This is a genomic window from Moraxella bovoculi (assembly GCF_000988745.2).
Taxonomy (GTDB): Bacteria; Pseudomonadota; Gammaproteobacteria; order Pseudomonadales; family Moraxellaceae; genus Moraxella; species Moraxella bovoculi.
On record NZ_CP011381.2, the window covers coordinates 622,638 to 646,774 of the forward strand.

At 46.9% G+C, this 24,137-nt stretch carries 26 protein-coding genes and 2 tRNA genes; 16 read left to right on the top strand and 12 right to left on the bottom strand.

The genetic code is table 11. From position 1 onward, the window contains the following. The first annotated feature begins 5 nt into the window (after positions 1-5). Positions 6-680, top strand: a complete 675-nt coding sequence (gene lolD / locus AAX10_RS02815; protein ID WP_046699768.1) for a lipoprotein-releasing ABC transporter ATP-binding protein LolD — start codon at positions 6-8, stop codon at positions 678-680. Between the two features lie 57 nt (positions 681-737). Here lolD and AAX10_RS02820 read toward each other — a convergent pair whose 3' ends face one another. Continuing rightward, positions 738-1,367, bottom strand: a complete 630-nt coding sequence (locus AAX10_RS02820; RefSeq protein ID WP_046699769.1) for a DUF2062 domain-containing protein — start codon at positions 1,365-1,367, stop codon at positions 738-740. A gap of 196 nt (positions 1,368-1,563) precedes the next feature. Here AAX10_RS02820 and orn point away from each other — a divergent pair, with 196 nt between their 5' ends. After that, positions 1,564-2,154, top strand: coding sequence for an oligoribonuclease (gene orn, locus AAX10_RS02825; protein ID WP_036365068.1), 591 nt, complete (start codon positions 1,564-1,566; stop codon positions 2,152-2,154). Positions 2,155-2,200: 46 nt separating this feature from the next. Here orn and AAX10_RS02830 read toward each other — a convergent pair whose 3' ends face one another. The 3 genes from AAX10_RS02830 to AAX10_RS02840 all read right to left on the bottom strand — a co-directional run bounded on the left by AAX10_RS02830 (position 2,201) and on the right by AAX10_RS02840 (position 5,233). After that, on the bottom strand, positions 2,201-2,539 hold the full coding sequence (locus AAX10_RS02830; RefSeq protein ID WP_036365071.1) for a DUF3144 domain-containing protein: 339 nt from the start codon (positions 2,537-2,539) through the stop codon (positions 2,201-2,203). Between the two features lie 75 nt (positions 2,540-2,614). Then, positions 2,615-3,781 carry a methionine adenosyltransferase gene (gene metK / locus AAX10_RS02835; RefSeq protein WP_046699770.1) on the bottom strand — a complete coding sequence of 389 codons (1,167 nt, stop codon included), beginning with the start codon at positions 3,779-3,781 and terminating at the stop codon, positions 2,615-2,617. Between the two features lie 261 nt (positions 3,782-4,042). Continuing rightward, positions 4,043-5,233 carry an MFS transporter gene (locus tag AAX10_RS02840; protein WP_149038840.1) on the bottom strand — a complete coding sequence of 397 codons (1,191 nt, stop codon included), beginning with the start codon at positions 5,231-5,233 and terminating at the stop codon, positions 4,043-4,045. Between the two features lie 194 nt (positions 5,234-5,427). Between AAX10_RS02840 and AAX10_RS02845 the strand changes: the two genes are divergently transcribed. From AAX10_RS02845 to secB, 7 genes are all read left to right on the top strand, one after another. Next, positions 5,428-6,717 (top strand): FAD-dependent monooxygenase, encoded by a 1,290-nt coding sequence (locus tag AAX10_RS02845; protein WP_046699772.1) that lies wholly within the window; start codon positions 5,428-5,430, stop codon positions 6,715-6,717. 76 nt (positions 6,718-6,793) lie between these two features. Further along, positions 6,794-6,884, top strand: a tRNA-Ser gene (locus AAX10_RS02850). Between the two features lie 39 nt (positions 6,885-6,923). Further along, positions 6,924-7,014: transfer RNA gene (locus AAX10_RS02855), tRNA-Ser, on the top strand. A gap of 119 nt (positions 7,015-7,133) precedes the next feature. Beyond that, complete coding sequence (rsgA, locus tag AAX10_RS02860) at positions 7,134-8,213, top strand: ribosome small subunit-dependent GTPase A (RefSeq protein WP_046699773.1); 1,080 nt, start codon at positions 7,134-7,136, stop codon at positions 8,211-8,213. Positions 8,214-8,274: 61 nt separating this feature from the next. After that, positions 8,275-8,691 carry a rhodanese-like domain-containing protein gene (locus AAX10_RS02865; protein WP_036365083.1) on the top strand — a complete coding sequence of 139 codons (417 nt, stop codon included), beginning with the start codon at positions 8,275-8,277 and terminating at the stop codon, positions 8,689-8,691. Between the two features lie 100 nt (positions 8,692-8,791). Continuing rightward, positions 8,792-9,052: a glutaredoxin domain-containing protein gene (locus tag AAX10_RS02870; protein ID WP_036365087.1), complete on the top strand. Its 261-nt coding sequence runs from the start codon at positions 8,792-8,794 to the stop codon at positions 9,050-9,052. A gap of 42 nt (positions 9,053-9,094) precedes the next feature. Then, complete coding sequence (secB, locus tag AAX10_RS02875) at positions 9,095-9,532, top strand: protein-export chaperone SecB (protein ID WP_036365091.1); 438 nt, start codon at positions 9,095-9,097, stop codon at positions 9,530-9,532. A gap of 54 nt (positions 9,533-9,586) precedes the next feature. Here secB and AAX10_RS02880 read toward each other — a convergent pair whose 3' ends face one another. Genes AAX10_RS02880 through AAX10_RS02890 form a run of 3 tightly spaced genes read right to left on the bottom strand, consistent with a single transcriptional unit; the run spans position 9,587 to position 11,816 of the window. Next, positions 9,587-10,306, bottom strand: a complete 720-nt coding sequence (locus AAX10_RS02880) for a YdcF family protein (RefSeq protein ID WP_046699774.1) — start codon at positions 10,304-10,306, stop codon at positions 9,587-9,589. Positions 10,307-10,312: 6 nt separating this feature from the next. After that, positions 10,313-11,365: a UDP-N-acetylmuramate dehydrogenase gene (gene murB, locus AAX10_RS02885; protein ID WP_046698898.1), complete on the bottom strand. Its 1,053-nt coding sequence runs from the start codon at positions 11,363-11,365 to the stop codon at positions 10,313-10,315. Further along, positions 11,358-11,816 (bottom strand): low molecular weight protein-tyrosine-phosphatase, encoded by a 459-nt coding sequence (locus AAX10_RS02890; RefSeq protein WP_046699775.1) that lies wholly within the window; start codon positions 11,814-11,816, stop codon positions 11,358-11,360. Before AAX10_RS02890 ends, murB begins: the two co-directional genes overlap by 8 nt. Positions 11,817-12,108: 292 nt before the next feature. Between AAX10_RS02890 and AAX10_RS02895 the strand changes: the two genes are divergently transcribed. Beyond that, on the top strand, positions 12,109-12,345 hold the full coding sequence (locus AAX10_RS02895; RefSeq protein ID WP_046699776.1) for a hypothetical protein: 237 nt from the start codon (positions 12,109-12,111) through the stop codon (positions 12,343-12,345). Positions 12,346-12,421: 76 nt separating this feature from the next. On the opposite strand, the gene AAX10_RS02900 is transcribed toward AAX10_RS02895, so the two are convergent. The 3 genes from AAX10_RS02900 to argS form a co-directional block, all read right to left on the bottom strand. Beyond that, a complete protein-coding gene (locus tag AAX10_RS02900) occupies positions 12,422-12,841 on the bottom strand; it encodes an RNA-binding S4 domain-containing protein (protein ID WP_046699777.1) in 420 nt (139 codons plus the stop codon). Then, entirely contained in the window at positions 12,838-13,266 is a 429-nt protein-coding gene (locus AAX10_RS02905; RefSeq protein WP_226997803.1) for an ASCH domain-containing protein, read from the bottom strand. The genes AAX10_RS02900 and AAX10_RS02905 overlap by 4 nt, the downstream gene beginning before the upstream one ends. A gap of 62 nt (positions 13,267-13,328) precedes the next feature. Further along, a complete protein-coding gene (argS, locus tag AAX10_RS02910) occupies positions 13,329-15,068 on the bottom strand; it encodes an arginine--tRNA ligase (protein ID WP_046699778.1) in 1,740 nt (579 codons plus the stop codon). Positions 15,069-15,385: 317 nt separating this feature from the next. On the opposite strand from argS, the gene pstS reads away from it, so the two are divergent. The 6 genes from pstS (at position 15,386) to phoR (ending at position 21,475) form a co-directional block, all read left to right on the top strand. Further along, on the top strand, positions 15,386-16,540 hold the full coding sequence (gene pstS / locus AAX10_RS02915; protein WP_036365106.1) for a phosphate ABC transporter substrate-binding protein PstS: 1,155 nt from the start codon (positions 15,386-15,388) through the stop codon (positions 16,538-16,540). Positions 16,541-16,641: 101 nt separating this feature from the next. Continuing rightward, the gene (gene pstC, locus AAX10_RS02920) at positions 16,642-17,595 is read left to right on the top strand and encodes a phosphate ABC transporter permease subunit PstC (protein WP_036365110.1); all 954 of its coding nucleotides are present in this window, start codon (positions 16,642-16,644) and stop codon (positions 17,593-17,595) included. 40 nt (positions 17,596-17,635) lie between these two features. After that, positions 17,636-18,556 carry a phosphate ABC transporter permease PstA gene (gene pstA, locus AAX10_RS02925; RefSeq protein WP_080702200.1) on the top strand — a complete coding sequence of 307 codons (921 nt, stop codon included), beginning with the start codon at positions 17,636-17,638 and terminating at the stop codon, positions 18,554-18,556. A gap of 33 nt (positions 18,557-18,589) precedes the next feature. Continuing rightward, positions 18,590-19,384, top strand: coding sequence for a phosphate ABC transporter ATP-binding protein PstB (pstB, locus tag AAX10_RS02930; RefSeq protein WP_046699779.1), 795 nt, complete (start codon positions 18,590-18,592; stop codon positions 19,382-19,384). 115 nt (positions 19,385-19,499) lie between these two features. Then, on the top strand, positions 19,500-20,192 hold the full coding sequence (gene phoB / locus AAX10_RS02935; protein WP_036365114.1) for a phosphate regulon transcriptional regulator PhoB: 693 nt from the start codon (positions 19,500-19,502) through the stop codon (positions 20,190-20,192). Then, the gene (gene phoR / locus AAX10_RS02940) at positions 20,192-21,475 is read left to right on the top strand and encodes a phosphate regulon sensor histidine kinase PhoR (protein WP_036365117.1); all 1,284 of its coding nucleotides are present in this window, start codon (positions 20,192-20,194) and stop codon (positions 21,473-21,475) included. The genes phoB and phoR overlap by 1 nt, the downstream gene beginning before the upstream one ends. On the opposite strand, the gene AAX10_RS02945 is transcribed toward phoR, so the two are convergent. Together AAX10_RS02945 and ilvA are read right to left on the bottom strand one after the other, a co-directional pair. Continuing rightward, positions 21,467-22,363, bottom strand: a complete 897-nt coding sequence (locus AAX10_RS02945; RefSeq protein WP_046699780.1) for a WG repeat-containing protein — start codon at positions 22,361-22,363, stop codon at positions 21,467-21,469. The genes phoR and AAX10_RS02945 overlap by 9 nt on opposite strands. 126 nt (positions 22,364-22,489) lie before the next feature. Further along, positions 22,490-24,034: a threonine ammonia-lyase, biosynthetic gene (gene ilvA / locus AAX10_RS02950; protein WP_036365124.1), complete on the bottom strand. Its 1,545-nt coding sequence runs from the start codon at positions 24,032-24,034 to the stop codon at positions 22,490-22,492. Positions 24,035-24,137 lie beyond the last annotated feature (103 nt).

Genomic DNA, 24,137 nt, shown 5'->3' on the forward strand with positions numbered 1-24,137 from the left:
ATGAGATGAGTGTAATTTTAGAAGCTAAAAACATCAGCAAGGTCTATGATGAGGGTAAAATCACAACGTCCGTACTGACCGGTCTAGACTTGACGATCAATGCTGGTGAGCGTGTTGCCATCGTGGGTAGTAGTGGTTCGGGCAAGAGTACGCTGCTACACTTGCTTGGCGGGCTTGACATGCCGACCACAGGCGATGTATGGATTAAAGGGCATTGCTTAAGCAAGCTCAATGAGACTGAGCGTGGTAACTTGCGTAATGAGTATCTTGGTTTTATTTATCAATTCCATCATCTGCTTGCTGAATTTACCGCTACTGAGAATGTCGCAATGCCGCTTCTGATGCGCAAAGACGTCTCCATCAGCGAGGCGAGGGATAAGGCAAACGCTTTACTTGATAAAGTTGGTCTGTCACATCGAACACATCATCGACCAAGCGAGCTGTCCGGTGGTGAGCGTCAACGTGTGGCGATTGCTCGTGCGCTTGTTACAAATCCTGCACTGATCTTGGCAGATGAACCTACGGGTAATCTGGATGATGATAATGCCCGTGCGGTGTTTGACTTGTTGTCTGAGCTTCAGCACAGCTTTGGAACAGCGCTTCTTATGGTGACTCATGACAGAAGCCTGGCAGCCATGGCGGACAGACAGCTTGAGATGCGAAGCGGTCAATGGGTTTAATTATTACCTGTAATGAAATAAAAAAAACGCCGATTAAGGCGTTTTTTATTGGGTCAATCAGATGGAGAAATCTTCTGGTTCATTGTCTTTGGCGTCACGTAGTTTATGACCTTTTTGGGTCTCAAAACGCGGTGCGCTGGCATTATAGCCAGGCCGTTTTTGCCAGCTGGCGACGATGCGATATTGTAATACAAAGTTAAATAACAGCCCCATCACGATGCTCGTGACAACACCACAGACGATAAGCCCTATGATGAAAGCCTTTAGAGAAAAAAGATGATTGGAGAAAGGATTAACCCCATGTCCTGTCATCCACAATGAGAAATCTGCAACGATCACGCCAACTGTGCGAGTGCCAATCATCGGCTCGCCAATCAAGAATGCACCCACAGAATAAGCCAGCCAAAACACAGGAATGGTGGTTAAGGGATTGGTAATCCAAGTCAGTGCCACAGCCATAGGGATATTTGCACGCAGTAGTAGGGCGCCAGCGATGGCAAGCGGCATCTGACCAGGCAGTGGAAAAAATGCGCATAGCACGCCAATACAAACCGCACGCGTGAGCGCACCGCGATTCATCTGCCAAAGGCGAGGGTCAGCCAAAAACGGCGCAAACCATCCGATAACTCGGCTTTCACGGAGCTTCTCGGGAGTTGGCAGCCATTTTTTTAGTTTCTGCTTGGGCATGTCTGTCCATGGAATGAAAAAAAGGAAATTATATCAAAAAAGCACACCATCATGAAGTGGCTTTTTATGTATATGGTGGCAAATCCCAAAACCACAATGATTATTTGGCAAAAATATCCATCCTAACTGCAAAGCCTGCCTAAGGTGTGATAAAATGCGCTGCATTATTTCACAAAATATCACAAAGAGTCAAAAAATGAACGATAAAGTACACATCAAGCATCCCAAGCCATCCAAAAAACCCACCAAAAAAGCCCTGATTTGGATTGATCTTGAGATGACAGGCTTGGATACTTTGAACGATGAGATCATCGAAATCGCCACCATCGTGACAGATGACAATCTGAACATCTTGGCAGAAGGACCTGTGGTTGCCATTAAGGTGTCCGATGTTGTTCTAAATGGCATGGATGACTGGAATAAGAAGCAACACGGTCAGTCAGGACTGATCGATCGCGTGCGTCGCAGCACGATGACCTTAGAGGATGCCGAGAATGTTACGCTGGAATTCTTGGCGAAGTGGTGTGATGAAGGGGTGTCACCGATGTGTGGTAATTCCATCTGTCAAGACCGTCGTTTCTTGGCGCGTCAGATGCCACGACTTGAGCGTTATTTCCATTATCGCAATCTGGATGTATCGAGTATCAAAGAGCTGTGCTATCGCTGGCGTCCCGATGTAGCAAGTGGCTACCAAAAAGGCGGTGCACACTTGGCGCTGGATGATATTCGTGATTCGATCCGTGAATTGCGCCATTATCGTGAACACTTTTTTAAATTGCTTGATTAAGCCATATAATTAAAAAACCGCTAATCGACAGCGGTTTTTGTTTTTATTACTTACCAATGTTGGTATATTTATCAAAGTTTTTGATGTAATCATCAAGGTTGTCCGAGAGCATTTGTTCATACTGGGCGGTGTAGAATTTGATGATGTCATCTTTTTCTTTTTCAAAGTCTGCGCCCTTGGTAAAGCCAATCGATGCCACAGAGGCGCTGTAACGGGCTGCAGCATATAGCAAAGATGAGCCAACTTGTCCTGCGTGCGACTGTGGCGACAGTTGGCTGTTAGCTAGGTTGATAAAGGCGTCAGCACGTTCATAGAATGCGGTCATTTGTGCGTTGAATTCTTCTGGGCTGATGCTTGGTTTGTTGTCTTGGGTTTGTTCAGTCATGTGAATGTCCAAATATTGTCAAATTTAAATAAAAAAGGGTGTCAAACACCCTTTATATTGCGATGATGTATAAAATTACAACCCTGCGTCAGCACGCAGTGCATCAGCGCGATCAGTTTTTTCCCAGGTGAACGCATGGTCTGAGCCAGTACGACCAAAATGCCCATAGCTTGCGGTGACTTCATACATAGGCTGTAGCAGATCTAGCATGCGAGTGATGCCATAAGGGCGCAAATCAAAATGCGCACGGATTAAGCGTTCGATCTCGTTATCGCTAATTTTACCTGTGTTAAAGGTGTTCACAGAGATTGAGGTTGGCTCAGCGACACCGATGGCATAAGATACCTGAACCTCACAGCGATTTGCCAAACCTGCCGCGACGATGTTCTTAGCAACATAGCGACCTGCATAGGCGGCGCTGCGATCGACCTTACTTGGGTCTTTACCACTAAAAGCACCGCCGCCATGGCGTGCCATGCCGCCATAAGTATCAACGATGATTTTGCGACCTGTCAGACCAGCATCGCCAACAGGGCCGCCGATGACGAATTTACCGGTTGGGTTGATGTGATAAAGCGTGTCTTTGTGCAGCAGTTCGCTTGGAATGACAGGCTTGATGATCTCTTCCATGACGGCTTCTTTGAGTGCATCATAGCTGATGTCTGGGTGATGCTGTGTTGATAATACCAATGCATCGACAGCCAGTGGCTTATGATTGGAGTCATAACGTAGGGTAATCTGAGCCTTAGCATCAGGGCGTAGCCAGTCTAATGTACCATCTTTGCGAAGCTGCGCTTGGCGCTCCATCAAGCGATGACTTAGCTGGATTGGCGCTGGCATCAGCACGTCTGTCTCATTGGTGGCATAGCCGAACATCAGACCCTGATCGCCTGCACCTTGGTCTTCTGGGCGTTGTCTGTCCACGCCTTGAGCGATCTCAGGGGATTGCTTGCCAATCATGTTAATAACCGCGCAGCTATTACCATCAAAGCCTAGATCGCTGTGATTGTAGCCAATCTTATTTACGGTGGCGCGTACGATGCTTTCAATGTCGATGTTCGCGTGAGTACTGATCTCGCCAGCTAACACCACGGCGCCAGTCTTGGTGAGGGTCTCACAAGCGACACGTGCGTCTTTGTCCTCGGTTAAGATGGCGTCAAGCAATGCGTCGGAGATTTGGTCTGCCATCTTATCAGGATGGCCTTCTGAGACAGATTCGGAGGTAAATACTGAATAATTCATAAAAATAAACTTATAAAGATAAAATTCATGCGAATTCTGGTGGCTTTTCTAGGCTTGACAGAATGGTCGTAATATAGCTTGACTGAACGCATAAAGGATGAGGTGAGTAGAAGGTAGGTAAGCCATGCGACTGATTAAATGCTCAAGAAAGCGAGCTTTATAAATCGCAGGCTGCTACAGATATTTGGCGGAAAATTATACGCTATTTTGGGATGAATTTCCAATGAATATTTTTCATGCTTAGTTGAAAAATATTGATTGTTAGGCTACTCGACTGTTGGCGGATTTTTTCATGAATAATACGACCATCAGTGCAAAGATTTGAACGACAACGATCATTGCCACCGTAAGCCCCCACGCGCCTTTGGCGTAAGCAATCGCACACGCCCATGCGCCGATACTGCCACCGCCGTAGTAGCCCATATAATATAGTCCTGAGGCGAGCGAGCGACCTTCGGTAACACGACTGCCGATGTAGCTGATGGTGGCTGCTTGTGTGATGAACACCCCTGATGACATGACGGTCAGCCCGACGATGATCAGCCATAACGGCGAGCTTAATGTGATAAACAGACCAATCATGGAGCAGATCACCGCGCCGATGATGACATTGGTCATGCCGAACTTGGCGATGAATTTGCCTGACAAAGGAGTGATGATCATGCCGATTAAGTATAAAGAGAAGATATTAGCAAGGTGAGAGGCGTTTAGATGATATGGCTCATCCGCCAAGTGTAAGTTAACAAAGGTAAAGCAGCCCACGAGCGAGAACAGGACGCAGCCGCCCAATAGGCAGGCACTCATCACCTGTAGGTTCTTGGTGTGTGATAATAATAAAGCAAGCGAGTGTTTAAAGTTATCGCTTTTGATGAAGTTTTTTGATGATGGTAGGGCTTTGAATGCCCACAACGCCCCGATGAGTGTGCAGACCGCCATGGCGCCATAGCCATGGCGCCAACCAATCAGTTCGTGCAGATGCCCTGCAAAGAACCGCCCGCTAAAGCCGCCAAGTACCGTCCCTGCCACATATAGACTCATCATCTGCGCCACATGACTGCTGTACTCTTCACTAACATAGGCGATTAGCACCACCGTAATACCTGGTACAGCCAGCCCCTGCAAGAATCGCCATATTGACAGCTCATCCACCGTACCGCTCAGACCAATCATGCCGGTCGGTATGGCGAGTAATAACAGCGAACCGACGATGAATATCTTTCGTCCAAAGGCATCGGACAGCATGCCCATGAATGGCGACATCAGCGCGATGGCCATCACTGTCGCCCCAACCGCCACACCAATAGCTACCTCGGATGCGACAAAATCCGCCATCAGTACAGGTAAGATCGCCTGCACCGAATACACCTGCAAAAATGCAAAAAACCCAATCATCGCAACGGTGAATTTCTCAATGAAAGTGGGCTGTCGAAGGGTGGTGGGCTGAGTATTCATCGTGTTCTGGGGTTAAAAGTGGATATTGTAGCATGATTTTTGGGGCTTGCCATGTGCTTTTGGTGTTGATTTGCATCAAATTATTGCCCACCATCAAAAGCTGATTGATGGATTTTAAAATAATCCTTTTGGTGCATCGACTTTAGGATGGACTGTGATACAATTTAGGCAGTTTTTTTTGAGAATGTATAGCAATGAGTGAAACCAATCAAACTTATGATGCCATGAGCAATAATAACTACGTCAATAACCATGTGCTAATCATTGGTGGCGGTCAAGTTGGGCTGTCTTTTGCGCTACTGTTGGCGTATCATGGTATTTATAGTACGCTCATCGAGCAGTTTAAATACCCGACCATCAGCCCGGATGATGATGTTGCTCGTTCTGAATATCTAGACAGTCGCAATACTGCGCTATCAAGACGTACGGTGCAGATTTACACTGAGATAGGGTTGTGGGAGAGCTTGCAGAGCCATGCCTGCCGAATCGATGGCGTGGAGATCAGTGAGCTTGGCAGTTTTGGGCGGGCAAAACTTGATAAGACTGCTGAAGGTGTGGAGAGCTTTGGGCAAGTGATGGAGAATGCTTGGCTGGGTCGTCAGCTGCTGCTGGCGGTGCAGGCGAGCGAATTCATCACGCTCATCGATGGCGCGAGCGTCACTGACATTCGCCAAGATGATAAGCTTGCGATGGTTGTGTTTAACCAAGATGGCAAAACCAAAGAGCTGTCTGCGCCCTTGGTCGTGGCGTGCGATGGGCGAGATTCTATCAGTCGTCAGATCCTCAAGGTTGGCGCAGATACACACGACTATGGTCAGGTAGGTATCGTTGGCGTGGCTCAGACTGATAAGCCACATGGTCACATCGGCATTGAGAAATTCTCCGCTGTCGGACCGTTGGCGGTACTGCCGCTAACAGATGGAAATGGCGATGGCATGGACGGCACAACACAAGGCTATCGCCGTTCGGTTGTCTTCATCTGCAAGGCGGGCGAAGAAGAGCGCTATCTTAATGACGATGCATATTTTATGAATACTTTGCAAGAAGTATTTGGCAGTGACGCGGGTCGCTTTGTGGCAGTGGGGCGCCGTGGCGCTTATCCGCTGAGCCGAGTATTGGCGCACAGACAGGTGGTCGGGCGCTGCGTCATCATGGGAAATGCAGCACACACCCTGCATCCTGTAGCAGGTCAAGGCTTTAATCTGTGCCTAAGAGATGTACACGCCTTGGCAAATATGCTTGCGCATGAGAAAAATCGCCATGCGGATTATGATTTTGGTAATTATGCCAATCTTCGTGCTTATGAGCAGGCGCGCCAAAAAGACCAAAAGCGTGTCATCAAGTTCTGTGATATGGTCGTTGGTAGCTTTACCCATCCTAATCCTGTGATGAAGCTCATGCGCAATGTGGGTTTGATCGCCTTTGATAAAGTGCCAGGAATCAAGCCTTTGGTGGCGACTTATGCCATGGGATTGAAATCTTAACGGATGCCATAAAATTTTTGTAAAAACTTAAAAAACGCTTGCAATCTTGTAAAAAACCGCTATAATACACGCCTACGGAAGCTTGGCAGAGCGGTTGAATGCACCGGTCTTGAAAACCGGCGTGGGTTTGTAGCCCACCGAGAGTTCGAATCTCTCAGCTTCCGCCATTATTCTTGATTTTATCCCTTTATGGGAAATACCGCTTAGGAAGCTTGGCAGAGCGGTTGAATGCACCGGTCTTGAAAACCGGCGTGGGTTTGTAGCCCACCGAGAGTTCGAATCTCTCAGCTTCCGCCATCACATGAAAACCATCTATCTTTTAGATGGTTTTTTTATTGCTTTAAATTGCCATAAAAAATTGTTCAAATGATAAATTTACGTTAGAATGAAAGAATTTCTAAGCAAGTAAGTCATTTATGTCCTTAATACGCCGCCGCAAACTCACCAAAAATCAAACCCGTCAAATTCAAAAAAACCAAGACACGCTCATCGATGATGGGACTCTCGTGTCGGGAGTGATTGTATCGCATTTTGGTAAGCAGCTCGATGTGCAGATCACTGATCTTCCCGATGTTTTGCCTGATTTTCCCCAAGATGCTACGCCGAATGCCTTGGAGATTGGTGATGTTTGGCGCTGTCATACGCGCACCAATTTACCGATGATGGCAGCAGGGGACTGTGTGAAATTCAGCGTGGATACGACCGCAGGCATGGGGCGAATTGAGGTGCTGTCTGAGCGACGTACGCTCATCGCCCGCCCTGATCGATATAATAAAGTTAAGCCCGTGGCAGCTAATGTTGAGACGCTTGCCATTGTATTTGCACCATTGCCTAAGCCTGCGACCAATCTAATCGATCGGTATCTGTTGGTGGCAAGACTAAGCGGTGTCAGACCGCTATTAGTGCTGAATAAGGCAGATCTCATGGATGACTTTGAGGAGGTTAGGCAGATTTATCAAGAATATCAAGCGATAGGTGGGCAGTACGACTTTGACGTGGTTCAGACGTCAAGTGTAAGTCATGACGGTCTGGATGAATTAAAGGCTCAGTTGGCAGATAAGCTAACCATCTTCGCAGGACAGTCCGGCGTGGGTAAATCCAGCCTGATCAATCAAATCCTACCCGATGCCAATCAATCCACCAATATCATCTCCATCGGCTCGCAGTTAGGTCAGCACACCACGACGACCAGCCGCCTACTGCCATTTGATAATGGCGACCTGGATAAAGGGGGCATCATCGACACGCCGGGCATTCGTGAATATGGCATCTGGCATCTGTCGGCGGATGATATCATGGCAGGCTTTGATGAATTGATCGCTTTAAATGGTTCATGCCAGTTCCGCGACTGTAATCACGTGCCAAATGCCAAAGGCTGTGCCCTCTGGCAGGCGGTGGCTGATGGTGAGATTCTTGGGCGGCGCGTTGAGAGTTTTAATGAGTTGGTGGCAGAAGCCAAAATAGGGGCGTTGTCCGCCAGAAATATGGCAAAATAAGTGCAATTTTATGTACTTATCGGTATAATAGAACTTTTGAGTTTTTAAAATTGGAGCGGACGTGGAACGTTGGTTTACATTCATGGGTAATCACCCGATTTTATTTGGTATTTTGGCGGTACTGATCATCGCGTTTTTTATGGTGGAGGGTAAGCGTAACGGCAGAAAAGTTCCGCCGAGCGAGCTGGGTCTGCTGGTGAATAACCATCGTGCACGCGTGATCGACATTCGTCCTGCCAATAAATTCGCAGCATCACACATCTCAGGTAGCCGAAACATTCCTTTTAATGAATTAAAAAACCACCTAGATGAGCTGCGCGCCATCGAAGAGCCTGTGATTTTTGTGTGCGATATTGGTATGCAATCGGGCGCTGCGGTAAGCCTAGTGGGTAAGCCAAACTTCATGCGACTGTCAGGCGGTATCCAAGGCTATCAGGCGGCAGGGCTTCCATTGGCTGTGGCAAAGGTAAAAAAATAACACTTTGGGCTTGAAAATGTATTTTTTAGCCCAATTGATAAAAATAAGAATTGGTTGTTTTGACCATTTTATCATCCATAACTGTTAATAAGTGAGTCCAATGACACAAGCAATCTTATACATCAAAGAAGAATGCCCGTACTGCCGCGCTGCGCTAAAGCTACTTGACGATAAAGGCGTGGATTACGTCTCTACAAGTGTGTACGACATGAGTAGTCAAGAGCGTGCAGAAGTGGCAGCCAAGACGAATAACTATCGCACCGTGCCGCAGATTTTTATCGGCGAGACATTCATCGGTGGCTTTGATCAGCTTAATAAGCTTAATCAAAGCGGTGAACTTGATGCGATGCTAAACAGCTAAGCTTTTTTTATTACTTTAACCAGATAATCATAGGAATTTAACATGACAGAACAAGCACAACCACAGCTAGGTCTTGAGCGTATCTACGTTAAGGACATCTCTTTTGAAGTGCCGACTGCAGACGTATTCACCAAAGAATGGCAGCCAGAGATGGACATCAGCCTAGCAACTGCATCGAACGACCTTGATGAAGATCACAAAGAAATCGTTCTGACAGTTAGTGTTACCGTGAAAAACGGTGGCAGCACAGCATACATCGCAGAAGTGCAGCAGGCGGGTATTTTCTTGCTACGCAACATTCCTGAGGAGGATTTGGCTCACTTGCAGCAAGCCTATTGCCCGAATATCCTATTCCCATATGCCCGTGAAGTGATCGGTGATCTGGTATCTCGTGGCAGCTTCCCTCAGCTACTGCTAGCACCTGTGAACTTCGATCAAGCTTATCTACAAGCTCAAGCAGAAGCAGAAGGTAACACCTAAGCCTCCGCTAGGATGAAAAATAAGCAGTCTTTTGGCTGCTTATTTTTTTGGAAATTAGTTATGTGAGAAGATTGTGGGTTTTCTTCTGGGTGTGCCGATCTCTTCTAGGGTGATCTGATCAGCGGTACGACAGTTCTCTTGTGGGTGAAAGATATCGCGCGCCAGAGCGGCAATCTCATAAATAGCGCGGCGCGAATGGATGAGATTATTCTTAGGGTCTCGCCATCGTAGCGGCATGAATAGCGGGGCGGGGTGTGGGGTGGTATCGACACCTGCGCGAGCGAATTGGCGTCTGGCACGCGCCATGTGATAGCGGTCAGTGACCAGATAGATGCTTTTTGGAAGCTCGTGATGATCAAGCAGCTTGGCGGTGAAGATGGCATTTTCGCAAGTGTTCATGCTGGCATTATCGCTGGCGATGACGGACTTTCTTAGACTGCTAAGATAGTCGTCAAACCAAGGCGACTCCACGCCACTTGTGATGATGGGCAGCCCTATGTCTTTGTGCAGTTGATAAGTGCTGTTAATGCGAGATTGGCTATAGTGATTTAAAATAATGCGTCCATTGTCTCGCGTCAGACCGCCACCCAGTACCGTGATGGCGATTGGCTCTTTTGGGCTGCTTAGTGTTACCCTACTAAAGGCATCTAAAAAAAATACACTAACATTGGCAAAAATTGGTGTAAATGGCAATGCAGCGACAATCAGTGCTGTCATTATCAAGTACAACACCATTCGCCATAGCTGGGTGAGAAATCTTCGCCAAGATTGCATGATAGCCTACTTTACCCACACAGGTTCGCGAACCAAAGTAACACCAAATTTGTCCTGCACGGTGCGCACGATAAAATCCTGAGTGGTGCGGATGTCATCCTGTGTGGCAGTATAAGGCGCATGATTGGTTAGTACGAGAGCTTGTTTTTGGTGTGTTAGGATGGGGGCGATGCCTTTGCCTTTTAATCCAGCTTTATCAATCAGCCAGCCTGCTGGCACTTTGATGACTTGATCGTCAATCGGATAGCTTGGTAGGTCGAGAAATTCAGCTTTTAGGACATTGAATTGCGCTATCGGGATGATAGGGTTTTGAAAGAATGAGCCGCAATTTGCCAGAACAGCAGGGCTGGGCAGTTTACTCTCTCGGATGGCAATCACTGCATGAAAGACATCGATAGGATGCGGTAGGTCTCGACTGTTTTTAGTGGCGAAATACTGCGCCATGACGGACAGATCACCATAGTTGGTTAGAGTTTTGCACTCGTCTTTATGAAGCTTAAATATCACATGACTGATAAGATAACGACCTTCGTTGTCCTTAAAAAAACTGTGTCGATAATCAAACTGACAAGCATCCGCCTCAAACTCATGTCTTTGACCATCAGTCAAATCATAAGCGATGACTTTAGTAATAAAATCAGAGACTTGCACGCCATAAGCGCCGATATTCTGCACAGGACAAGCACCCACCAGCCCTGGGATGAGTGCCAGATTCTCAAGTCCGTAATAGCCTTTATCTAAGCAGACTTGTATGAATTCGTGCCAATTCTCACCACAGGCGACCTCTAATGTGACGCTATCGGCGTTATCATCAAGGACTTTAATGTCTTTTATTCTAGGTAGCAGTACGAGCGCATTTAGCTCATTTGGCAAGATGACATTACTGCCAAATGACAGCACAAATAAGGGTAGGCTGTGCTGCGCCGCAAAATCAATGGCATGACGTATGTCGTCAGCCAGTGTGTCGCTACTATCTAGAATCATCGCATGGCGCGCGGTACAAGACAGCGCCATGGTGTTGTTGTGCGATAGGTCGTAATGATTGAGAATGTCAGCCATGATGATCGCCATCTCTCCACGTATCAATCCAGCGTCTGCTTGCCTGCTCAATATGCTCAAACATCGCATCAAAATCGCTCACGTCGCCATAATAAGGATCAGCGACTGCCTTATCATCGAACATCATGACTTTGGCGGTGGCATCGCTGGGTGCGATTTTAAGGAGATTGGTCAGATTACTCTCATCCATCGTAAAGATTACATCAAAATCATAAAAATCCTGCGCTGTAACTTGGCGGGCGCGCAGCATGGATAGATCGTAGTTTAAATTTTTACCCACTTGGATGGCCCTGCGATCAGGAGGATGACCAATGTGGTAGCTTGCTGTGCCTGCAGAATCAAAGCGAATGTCTAGCCTAGCATCGCGTGCAATGTGTGTCATCACCGCTTCAGCAGAAGGGCTTCGGCAGATGTTGCCAAGGCAGACAAAAAGGATGGAGGTTGGCTGCATAATTATTCGAATTCTTCGGTGTTAAATTGACCCATTTTAACATAAATTGCACTGAGAATGAGTGCGATTATTTGGACTATTTTTGGTGATGTCGTGAGATTTTAGCAATAATCTTCACCAAATGTACGACAAATAATCCCATAAAATGTACTTAAGATTATTGTTAAGACAACTAATTTTCTTGGAATTTCATCAAAATTAACCAAAGAGTGCATTTGTATTTCTTTTGAATTTAACTACCCAAGGGTAGCAACAACAAGGCAGATGATCCCAAGCATTAAGAAAGAATCTTATGAATCGTAAATCATTAACAACTGCTGCATTGAGTGCAACTGTATTATTAACTGCTTGCGCAAGCGGTCCTTATACTAACGACCCACAAGCACGTAACTTTGTTGTTGCCAGCACAATGGCAGGCGCAGCTATCAGCGCATTAAGCCGCAGCGATGGCGATCGTAAAGACATCGGTAAAGGTGCCGCAGTTGGCGCAGTGGTTGGCGCTGGTACAGGGTACGTTCTGGCTAAATAATCTAAAAGCTAGAAACAAAAAAACACCGTATTTATGCACGGTGTTCTTTGTTTTGGTATATTCAAATATGTTTAAATTACCAATTATTTTTAAATTTCTCAATGTCCCGACGTTGTTTTTTGTCGGGTTTGGTAGATGGTCTGGCAAGGTTTTGTAATTTGCGTTGCTCTGCAAAAAACTCTCGGGTAGCAATGCTCTCTTCCGTCTCATCGTACAGCGTTTGGGCGATGGTAGCACTGCCCCGATTGTCAGATAAGGCTTTGATGATTATCGTTTTTTGTTCTTGGATGCTGGCATGACCTTGGCGAATGGTTAGGGTGTCACCCACTTGTAGCTCTTTGCTTGTTTTGATTTTTTGACCATTCATGTGGACTTTTCCGCCTTCTATCGCTTCTTTGGCAAGGGTGCGAGTGCGAAAAAATCGTGCTGCCCACAGCCATTTGTCGGCACGGACTTTATTTAGGGTTTGGGGTTCTTTGTTGGTTTGGTTTTTCATGGGGTGTCCAGTATTTTTATAACATCAAAGGTTTCAAACAACAACCACATTTTATCATCAAATATCCCAAACCGCTCAAAAAATTCTTGATGAGCCGTTCGCCAAAAATCAAGCGACAAATCGCCTTCGCCTTCTTGACGTGCCAACTTTTCATCAACATCACAAAAGCGAATGATGAACTGGGCGGTGTTTTGGATAACACAGCGTGGGCGGTTTTGTCCGTCTGTGACGACTTGTAGGCTACCAACGGGATAAGCTGGCTTGTCCAAATGCCAATGTAGGGCGGTGCAAGTGGCTCGCTTTTTGCCGTCTATGACAAGCCCTACAAGTTCGTCTGCCATTTGGGGGCTGTCGCCAAATGACCAATGGGGCAGGGTGGTAATGTTTAAATTGTCGGTGCTCATATTGCCAAATTTGTCAAACATAAGTGCTTCCGATTTAAAAAATTGCCATTAGGACAACCCAATGGCAATCTTGAATTTGTCAATTACATCTTCTCAACCGTCTTAATACCGAGTAAATCCAACCCCGTTTTTAAGGTCTTAGCGGTCAAATCTGCCAATTGCAGACGGCTGTTTTTGGTGTCGTCATCTGCCGACAATATTGGGCAGGCTTCATAAAACGATGAAAAAATCCCAGCCAATTCATACAAATAGCCACACAACACATGGGGCGTACCGTCTTTGGCGACTTGGCGTAGGGCTTCTTCAAATTGTAGCAATTTGACCGCCAATGCTCGCTCTTTGTCGTCCGTGATGACAATCTCGCCTGTTAGCGTGTCAGAATTTACCCCTGCTTTGGCAAAAATAGAACGCACACGAGTATAGGCGTACTGCATATAAGGGGCGGTGTTGCCTTCAAAGTTTAACATACTGTCCCAGTCAAACACATAATCGGTCGTACGGTGCTTGGATAGGTCGGCATATTTGACCGCCCCAATGGCAACCGCATCAATGAGTGCCGTCCGCTCATCGGCCGTTACGTCTGGGTTTTTGCTTTCTATCAAGACGGTGGCACGGGCAACCGCTTCATCAAGCAGGTCAGCAAGTTTGACTGTACCGCCTGTGCGAGTTTTGAACGGTTTGCCGTCTTTGCCAAGCATCATGCCAAAATTGTGATGTTCTAATTTAAAGTTATCAGGCACAAATCCGCCAAGCCGTGCAATCGCCCACGCCTGTGCCATGTGTTGGGCTTGACGAGTGTCAGAATAGACAATGGCACGGTCAGCGTGCAAGGTGTGATAGCGATAGCTTGCGGCGGCGATGTCGGTGGTGGTGTACAAAAATCCGCCGTCTTTTTTCTGAATGATGATACCAAGTGGCTCGCCTTCTTTGTTTTTAAATTCAGGCAGATATACCACAGTCGCCCCTTCATCTTCTACCGCCACGCCTTTGTCTTTTAGGGTTTTGACGATGTCAGGGAGCATGGGGTTGTATAGACTCTCGCCCATGATGTCTTTATCGGTTAGGGTTACGTTTAGGCGTTCGTAACTGGCTTGGTTTTGGCTCATGGTGATGGCAACGAGTTTTTGCCACATGGCAAGGCAATATTCATCGCCACTTTGGAGTTTGACCACATAGCCACGAGCTTTTTCGGCAAAGGCTTCATCGTTATCATAAGTTGCTTTGGCATCACGATAAAAGGCTTCTAGGTCGGATAATTCCATATCGGACGCATTTTCATTTTGCATTTTTTCAAGGTAGGCGATGAGCATACCAAACTGCGTCCCCCAGTCGCCCACATGGTTGGCACGAATGACGGTGTCGCCCAAAAATTCAAGCACACGCACCGAGCTGTCGCCAATAATGGTAGAACGCAAATGTCCAACGTGCATTTCTTTGGCAACGTTTGGCGATGAATAGTCAATGACAACCGTCTCAGTGTGGTCGGACGTAATGCCCAAGCGGTCGGACGTGCGAGCGGTGTGGGCGGACTTGGCAAGAAATTCTTTGTCAAGAAAGATGTTGATAAAGCCCGGCCCTGCGATTTCTAATTTGTCGGCAATGCCGTCCAAGGCTTGGCTATTTGCCAGTTCATCAAGCACTTTTTGGGCAAATTCTCGTGGGTTTGTGCCAAGCTTTTTGGCGACGCTCATCATGCCATTGGCTTGGTAATCGCCAAACTGAGGCTTACCTGATTGCTTGATGACAGGGTCGGTGTCTTTGTCCGCCCCTGCGTTTATCATGGCGGTTTGTAGGTGGGTGTGAAGTAGGGATTGGATAGTCATGAGGGCTCTTACGAATGAATAAAATTAAACCGATTATTATACTAAAAATTTAGCGATTTGGGGGAAATCATCGATGAAAACAATCACAGGGTTTTTACCACGATGGTAAAAGTAAGATAAATTGGCTTGGTCGAAGAAGATAGGGGATTTTTCGGGTATTTGAACCGAATTTACCAAAAAACAACATTGTCATACAAAAACTGAAAAATAAATTACTTGTCATATAACTGTCATTTTTGGTTGTTAAACTTAACACCAGTAAGTTAGTGGCATCTCCTTAACACCCATGACGGGACAATTTTTCACAAGGTAATAACATGAAAGCAAACAAGTTCATCATCTCAGCACTATGCCTATCACTAGGCGCGATGACTCTAGCAGGTTGCCAAGATAAAGCAGCACCAGCAAAAGAAGGCGCAGAGCAAGCACCAGCGGCCGCAGCACCACAAGAAAACGCTACCGCTCCTGCAGCTGCAATTGATAAAGTTGCAATGAACGTAACAGGTGCAGGCGCATCATTCCCACAACCTATCTATGTACAATGGGCGCAAGGCTTCCTAGAAAAAGCAGGCGGTCAGGTTAACTATCAATCAATCGGTTCATCTGGCGGCGTGAAGCAGATCGTGGCTAAGACGGTTGATTTTGGTGCGACCGACTCGCCAATGAGCTCAGAAGAGCTTGATAAAGAAGGCTTGGTGCAGTTTCCAACTGTGATCGGTGGTGTTGTGCCAATCGTGAACATCGAAGGCATTGAAGCTGGCGCATTAAAGCTAACTGGCGACGTTCTGGCTCAAATCTATCTAGGCGACATCACTAAGTGGAACGACCCAAAAATCGCTGAGCTAAACCCAGACCTAACCCTACCTGATGAGAACATCGTGACCGTATTCCGTTCTGACGGTTCGGGCACAAGCTTCATCTTCACCAACTACCTAAGCCAAGTATCTACCAAGTGGAAAGACACTGTAGGCGCAGACAAGACAGTTAAGTGGCCAACCGCTCAAACTGGCACAGCAGGTAAAGGCAACGAAGGCGTGGCAACGTATGTAGGTCGTGTGAAGAACTCGATCGGCTATGTTGAATATGCATACGCAAAACAAAACAACATGGCGCATACCCAGCTTCAAAACGCAGCGGGTCAATTCGTTCAGCCATCACAAGAGACATTCGCGGCAGCAGCAGATGTTGATTGGTCAAACACCAAGGGCTTTAACCTAGTTCTAACCAACCAACCAAGCGACAACGCATGGCCACTGGCGTCAGCAACTTTCATCCTAGTTCACAAGAACCCAGCTAACCTAGACAACACCAAAGCCGCTCTGACTTTCTTTGATTGGGCATTTAAAGAAGGTGACGACATGGCAAAAGGTCTTGACTATGTGCCACTACCAGCGAACGTAAAAGATCTAGTTCGTAAAGAGTGGGAGCAAGTGGTTGGTCAAGATGGTAAACCACTATACGTAGTCAACTAAGCCTAAACAAGAAAAAACCATCGCTATGGTGGTTTTTTCTTTTATTTATGATTTTTCATTGAATATTGTGATGTACCTAAGCGTGATTGGAGACGCTTTTCATGGATAATGTCCTTGCCAAAAAATTAAAACGCGAGCAGCTGTACGATAAGGTATTTGTCGGCACGACTCGACTTTTCGCCACATTGGTTCTGCTTATTTTGGGTGGTATTTTGGTATCGCTCATCTACGGTGCTTGGCCCAGCATCCAAAAGTTCGGCTTTGACTTCTTAACGTCGAGCAACTGGGATGTTGTCGCTGGTGAATATGGCGCATTGGCACCGATTTATGGCACGATCTTGACATCCATCATCGCGCTGGGTATCGCCACACCTGTAAGCTTCGGTATTGCCATTTTCTTAACCGAGCTTTGCCCAAAATTCCTAAAAAAACCCCTAGGCATCTGTATTGAGCTACTGGCAGGTATTCCTTCGATTATTTATGGTATGTGGGGTCTATTCGTGTTCGCGCCGATCTTTGCAGACTATGTGCAGCCTGCACTTGCCAAGACCATCGGTCAGATTCCTGTACTTGATAAGTTCTTCTTGGGCGTACCGATGGGTATTGGTATCTTGGCAGCAGGTTTGATTTTGGCAATCATGATTATTCCATTCATCGCATCTGTCATGCGAGATGTCTTTGAGGTGACACCGCCCATGCTAAAAGAGTCTGCCTATGGATTGGGTGCAACCCGCTGGGAAGTGATCCGCAGTGTGGTACTGCCTTATACCAAGTCAGGTGTTGTCGGCGGCATCATTCTGGGTCTTGGACGTGCGCTGGGCGAGACGATGGCGGTGACATTCATCATCGGTAACACCTTCAACCTAAGCCTGGATTTGTTCGGCTCTGGCGTATCGATTACCTCAGCACTTGCCAACGAATTCGCCGAAGCGATCGACCCAATGCACGTATCATCGCTGCTGTTCTTAGGCTTGATCCTGTTCATCATTACATTCATCGTGCTGTGTATCTCAAAGCTTATGCTCATGAGAATGACCAAGAACGAAGGCCGATAAGCCAATCAAACCGTCAAATTGTAAATAAAAGGAAAAACCCATGCAAATCGAAGTCGCCAATAAACCAAAAGTTAACGTACCACGTCTAGATACACCACTGTTTCCTTCGGTGAATAAGACATCGGACAATGCCATCTACACACGCCGCCGCCTGATCAATAAAGGCTCGCTCTTATTCGCTTATGTGGCGATGGCGTTTGGCTTGTTCTGGCTTGGTTGGATTTTTTATACGCTATTTTATGAGGGTATCGCCGGACTTGGTGCGCATGTATTTAGCCTAGATACACCACCACCGGGCATGCAGGGCGGTCTGCGTAACGCCATCATCGGTAGTCTTATGATTACTGCCAGCGGTCTGCTTATCGGTACGCCGATTGGGATTTTGTGTGGTATTTATTTGGCTGAATTTGGACGTAATAGCAAGCTGGCTGCTGCCACACGCTTTATGAATGACGTGCTACTGTCCGCACCATCCATCGTGATCGGTCTATTTATCTATGGCCTCATCGTCGTGCCACAGGGTCGGTTCTCAGGTTTTGCAGGTTCTTTGGCATTATCACTGCTGGTGATTCCTGTTGTGGTGCGTACCACAGAGAACATGCTACGCCTTGTCCCGAATGCGCTTCGTGAAGCTGCCTTTGCACTAGGCACACCTAAATATAAGCTGGTCAGCATGGTTACTCTAAAAGCCGCCAAAGCAGGTGTGATGACCGGTGTGCTGCTTAGCCTTGCGCGTATCTCAGGTGAGACTGCACCGCTACTGTTCACAGCCTTGAATAACCAATTCTTCAGCACCGACATGTCATCACCGATGGCGAATTTGCCGAACGTGATTTATCAATTCGCCATGAGTCCTTATGCTGACTGGCACGCTCTGGCATGGACAGCGGCACTACTGATCGCATTGTCTGTATTGACGACGAACATCATCGCACGTGTCATGCAGTCTAAGTCACACTAATTTAAACCATTGTATTGAATTTTGAGAATAATCATGAACCTACCAACTTCTAATATCATCGCGCCATCAGTCCAAGCACCAAAGATCAGCGTGAAGGATTTTAACTTCTACTATGGCAAATTCCACGCGCTAAAGAACATCAACCTAGACATCCCTGCACATCAAGTAACAGCATTCATCGGTCCATCAGGCTGTGGTAAATCAACACTACTTCGTAGCTTCAACCGCATGTACGACCTGTATAATGAAAGCCACACCACAGGTAAGATTCTGCTTGATGGCAATGACATTCTGGGTGCTGATGTGGATGTAAACCTGCTGCGCGCCAAGGTGGGCATGGTGTTCCAAAAACCCACGCCATTCCCGATGTCAATCTATGACAATGTTGCTTTTGGGGTGAAATTATACGAAAAGCCAAGCAAAGCCGACATGGATGAGCGTGTTGAATGGGCGTTAAAAAAAGCCGCGCTATGGGCAGAAGTTAAGGACAAGTTAAAGCAGTCTGGCAACTCTCTGTCAGGTGGTCAGCAGCAGCGTCTATGCATCGCGCGTGCAGCAGCCTGCCGCCCTGAGGTACTACTGCTTGATGAGCCAACATCTGCACTAGACCCGATCTCTACAGGATTCATCGAAGAGCTGATCGGCGAGCTAAAGCATGACTATACCATCGCCATCGTCACCCATAACATGCAACAGGCGGCTCGTGTGTCTGATCAGACTGCATACATGTATCTGGGCGAGTTGATCGAGATCGGTGAGACGAACATGATGTTCACTCAGCCAAAAGTGCAGGCGACCCATGATTACATCACGGGTAAATTCGGCTAATACGCTCAAATTTTTTTGTTTCACATTTTGAGAAATTAATGGTACATTTGAGCTATTGAATGTACCATTTTTTCCAGAATTTTTTAGCATTGATATCAAGAAAAAAGGATATGTCATGCCAAGCATACTTGTCGTAGAAGATGAACTGTCTATCCAAAGACTGATTGAATTTGGTTTACAGCAGGCGGGATTTGAGGTGAATTTGGTCGAAAGTGCCGAAGATGCTAAGGCGGTCATTGATGATCGGCTTCCTGATGTGGTTCTGCTTGATTGGATGCTGCCGAAGATGTCTGGCGTGGACTTCGCCAAAGAGCTACGCATGAACGAGCGCACCAAGGATCTGCCCATCATCATGCTGACCGCGCGCGGCGAAGAGGCTGATAAGGAGCTTGGGCTTAATTTGGGTGCAGATGACTATGTTACTAAGCCATTTAGCCCACGAGAGCTGGTGGCGCGCATCAAGGCGCTACTGCGTCGCCGTGCACCGCAAAAGACAGACGACATCGTACAGGTTGGCAGATTGACCCTAAGCCCGCAGGAGCATCAAGTGAAAGTCGATGGCAAGGCGATTCATTTTGGTCCGACTGAGTTTAAACTCTTGCATTTCTTCATGACCCACACAGATCGCATCTATAGCCGCGGTGAGTTATTGGACTTGGTATGGGGCGATCATGTATTCATCGAAGAGCGTACGGTGGATGTGCACATTCGCAGGCTAAGACGCGAGCTTGAAGAGGTGGGGGTGGCACATTATATCCAAACGGTACGTGGCGTGGGTTATAGCTTTAATGACAAAGGTCAGGCCTGATGGTGCAGATGTTGGCGGTATTGGCACTTGCGCTGTTGTGCGGTGTGTTTGGCTTTTATGTGGTTGGTAATTATGCTGGGTTTATCTTTGCGATCATAGTGCTGGCAGCATGGGGCGTGTACCACAGCATTCATCTGCATCGATTGACTAAATGGCTCGACAACAGACGTCAAGCGATGCCAGAGGCGATCGGGTCGGGAGGCGGGCAGGGTGGTGTCTGGCAGGGCGTTTTTGACAAATTGTCCATCGAAGAGCGCAGCCGAACCAAGCGCAAACAACGACTAACAGATGCCATCCACCGCCTAAATCGTATGATGGCAGCCATTCCAAGCGCCGTACTCATCGTCAACGAGAAAGGCGGCATCGAATGGAAAAACGCCCGCGCTGATGAATATCTAGGGCTAAAGCCATCCAAGCTTTCATTAAAAGAACAGATTGATCATGAAGAATTTTCGTTATTTTTGGACAAAGCGATCGCACAAGGGGGGAGTGTGGACGACAAACTGACTTTGAATCAAAAAACCCTACTGATGAATTTGATTCCCATCGAGGCGAACGCCAACATGCTCATCGCGCATGATATCAGTGCCAGCGAGCAGCTCAATATCTCAAAAAATACTTTCATCGCTAACGTCTCACACGAGCTTAGAACGCCATTGACCGTCATTCAAGGCTTTCTTGAGACCTTGGCGGATAACGACCTTGATAAGCCGTTGCAGCGTGAGTTTATTGGACTGATGCAAAAAGAAAGCTCAAGAATGCTTGATTTGATCGAAGGTTTGCTTACTTTATCCCGCCTAGAGAACGACCAAAAAAGCCTAGAGCACGCCGAACCCATCAATCTATCCGAGCTGATCGAAGGCATCTGCCAAGACGCCAAAGCACTCAGCAGCAGCCATCACATCACCAGCGATATCGCGCCTGACGTGTGGGTATCAGGGGTGTACAAAGAGCTGTATAGTGTGTTTAGTAACCTTGTGTTCAATGCCATTCGCCACACTGACAACGGCACTGATGTCCATGTTCATTTGTCCGTGGGCGATGAGATTGAGTTTTTTGTGCAGGATAATGGCGAAGGGATTGATGCTGAGCATTTGGGACACTTAACCGAGCGATTCTATCGCGTGGATAAGGGCAGAAGTCGTAAGACGGGCGGTAGTGGGCTTGGGCTTGCCATTGCCAAACACGCCCTAGCACGTCATCAGGCGAGCCTAACCATTCAAAGCGAAGTGGGCGTGGGGAGCGTGTTTGGGGTAAAAATGCCAAAATCCGAGTCAGTCTAGGCGTTTGCCTGTTTCGTCTATATAAAATTCTTCGCCGTTTAGTTGCACTTTGGCTTTACCATTTTCAAAATACCCAGCATCATTATATTGAACAGGGATAACTACTTTACCTGTTTTATCAATAAAGCCCCATTTGCCGTTTTGTTTTACTTGTGCCAAGCCTTCTGAAAAATACCCAACATGGCCATATTGAACAGGGATAACCACTTTACCTGTGTTATCAATAAAACCCCATTGGCCGTTTTGGTTGACTTGTGCCAAGCCCTCTAAAAAAAACCAAGTTTCATCATATTGAACAGGGATAACCACTTTACCTGTTTTATCAATAAAGCCCCATTTGCCGTTTTGTTTTACTTGTGCCAAGCCTTCTGAAAAATACCCAACATAATCATATTGAAAAGGGATAACCACTTTACCTGTTTTGTCAATATATCCCCACTTGCCGTTTTGGTTGACTGTTGCCAAGCCTTCTAAAAAGCTCCCAACACCATCATATTGAACAGGGATAACTACTTTGCCTGTTTTATCAATAAGCCCCCATTTGCCGTTTTGTTCTACTTTTGCCAAGCCCTCTGAAAAGTCATAAGCATAATCATATTGAACAGGGATAACCACTTTACCTGTGTTATCAATAAAACCGTATTTGTCGTTTTGTTTGACTTTTGCCAAGCCTTCTAAAAAGCTCCAAGCATCATCATATTGAACAGGAACAACCACTTTACCTGTTTTATCAATAAAACCATATTTGCCGTTTCGTTTTACGGGTGCTAAGTCTTCTTTAAGGCAGTAAACTTCATCATATCCCGTTACCTGCGGTTTTTCACACGCTAAGGCAGATACTGATGATAAGGCTAGGGCGATGATAAGGGGTTTGGATAATGATTTCATAAATTTTCCCTTGGGTTGGGTGTTTGGTTTATTTTACAAAAATTCTTTGTAAGAATAAACTTTTTGACTGTTATGGATAATAAGAAACACGGCAACTAATTACCGTGTTACCGTGTTTTTTTGGGTTTATTTTAAAAACACCCCATAGCCAACATTATCCGTCAAATCTTCGCATTCATAGCCAATCTCGGTAAGTGCGTCCACGATTTGCCGACCGCTTGTGGGCGTGGCTTGTAGCCCCACCAAAATCCGCCCTTCCGCCGCTCCGTGATTGCGATAGTGGAATAAGGTTACGTTAAAATCCTGCCCCAATTTTTCAAGGAAATTTAACAACGCCCCTGGACGCTCGGGGAACATGACACGAAACAGACGTTCATCGGTCAGTCGCCCATGCCCGCCAATCAAATAGCGGATATGCGTTTTGGCAACTTCATCATCGGTTAGGTCATGAGCTTCGTATCCGCCCATATCTAGCATATCGACAATCGTGGCGCGCTCTTTTTGACCGTCTTTTAAGCCAATGCCGACAAACACCTGGGCGACATTGGGGCTGGTGGCATCTAGGCGATAGTTAAATTCGGTGATGTTTCGCCCCTGCAAACAGCGACAAAAATCCAAAAACGCCCCTGCCTGTTCGGGCAATTTTACCGTAAAAATCGCTTCTTTGTTCTCGCCAATCTCGGTGCGTTCGGCAATATAACGCAAGCGGTCAAAGTTCATATTCGCCCCTGAGACGATTGCCACGCAGTTCTTGCCAGTCAAGTCATGCTCTTTGATGTATTTTTTTAGCCCTGCCAACGCCAAAGCCCCAGACGGCTCAACGATGTGGCGGTTTTCTTCAAAGATGTCTTTCACGCTGGCACAAATTTCATCGTTATTGCACGTTATCACGTCATCGATGACCTTGCCTTGACCGTTTGATTTGGTTAGATTGGCGATGTCAAAAGGAATTTGTCCGATTTGAGCGACCGCCACCCCGTCTGCAAATAGGCTTACCTGTGGTAAGCGAGTGCGTTTGCCGTCCGCTAAGGCGACTTTTAGGCACGCCGCCCCTTCGGATTCCACCGCAATGATCTTGACGTGCGGGGCAGCTTCGCCTAAAAATGCCGACACGCCTGCCACCAAGCCACCACCGCCCACAGGCACAAAGACGTATTCCATGTCTCGCCAGTCTTGCGACAGCTCTAACGCCACCGTGCCTTGCCCTGCAATCACCAGCTCATCATCATAAGGGGCAATGTAGGTCATGCCGTCTGTCGTTGCCTTGTCTATGGCGAAGCGGTTGGCTTCATCAAAGCTGTCGCCATGCAAATGCACCGTGCCACCAAAGGCTTTAACGGCTTGCACCTTGATGTCGGGCGTGGTTTTTGGCATGACGATTAGGTTATTAAGTTTTAGGCGGTTTGCCGAGTAGGCAACCCCTTGGGCGTGGTTGCCAGCGGACGCACAGATGATGCCCTTGGCTTTTTGTTCGTCTGATAATTGGCTGATTTTATTGTATGCCCCACGCAGTTTAAAGCTAAACACAGGCTGTAAGTCTTCGCGTTTTAGGCGAATGTCGTTGTCAAAGCGTGCGGATAATTTGTCCGCCTGTTCAAGCGGGGTGCGAATGGCAACGTCATAGACGGTGGCGGTGATGATAGAACGGACGTAGTTAGATAGGGTGGTCATGAGTTTTCCTTGTCATAACGAATTTTTATAAAAATCATCAATGTAAAATCGCCCAAATCTGCATAAGCGGACTTGGGCGATGTTTTATGGGCAAGAAGTTTTG